The organism is Maribellus luteus, assembly GCF_003576475.1.
Lineage (GTDB): Bacteria > Bacteroidota > Bacteroidia > Bacteroidales > Prolixibacteraceae > Draconibacterium > Draconibacterium luteum.
This window is the reverse complement of record NZ_QWGR01000174.1, coordinates 1-582: the sequence shown is the minus strand read 5'-3', so window position 1 is coordinate 582 and position 582 is coordinate 1. Positions and strand designations below refer to the sequence as shown.

The 582-nt window shown below is 73.0% G+C and carries 1 protein-coding gene; it reads right to left on the bottom strand.

Going from position 1 to position 582, the window contains the following annotated elements; translation table 11 throughout:
- The coding region (locus D1614_RS24470; RefSeq protein WP_147384400.1) for a divergent polysaccharide deacetylase family protein at positions 1–582 on the bottom strand (582 nt) is incomplete at both ends.

The following is a 582-nucleotide window of genomic DNA, read 5'->3' as shown; positions in this document are numbered from 1 at the left end:
AGCTGGTATCCGCGCTGTTGCAGGCCGGCCGCCCAGGCCGAGACCTGGGACAGGGTCAGCGGCCAGGCGAAGGCCGAGCCCATCGCCTGGCCGTGCTGCAGGGCGGCGGCCTCCAGGCCGAGCAGCCGCTTGTCGATGGCCGCGGCGTCCAGCTGGTCGTCGATGATGGCGTCGGCCGAGGCGCGGGGCACGCCGCCGCCCCGGCGGACCGCCGAGCCGTCGTCGACGAAGGCCAGGCCGCGCTGGCGCAGGCCCGTCGAGAAGGCGGCCATGCCCTGGTCGGAGGCGACGAACCGCGAGCCGAGATAGTTGGTCACGCCGAAATAGCCGGTGGCGCGGGTCAGCAGCCATTCCAGCTTCTTGATGGTCTCCTGCGGCGCGGCGTTGGCCATCAGGGTGTAGGGGCCCGGGTCGCTCTCGGGATAGTCCAGCGGCTCCATCGGCGCCTCGAGCAGGACCTCGTGGCCGTTGGCCCGCGCCAGGTCGATCCAGCCCTGCAGGCCGTCGGCCGAGGGCACGAACGACAGGGTGATCTCGGGCGGCAGCTGCTCGATGGCCTGGCGGGTGGTGGCGGCCTTGAGG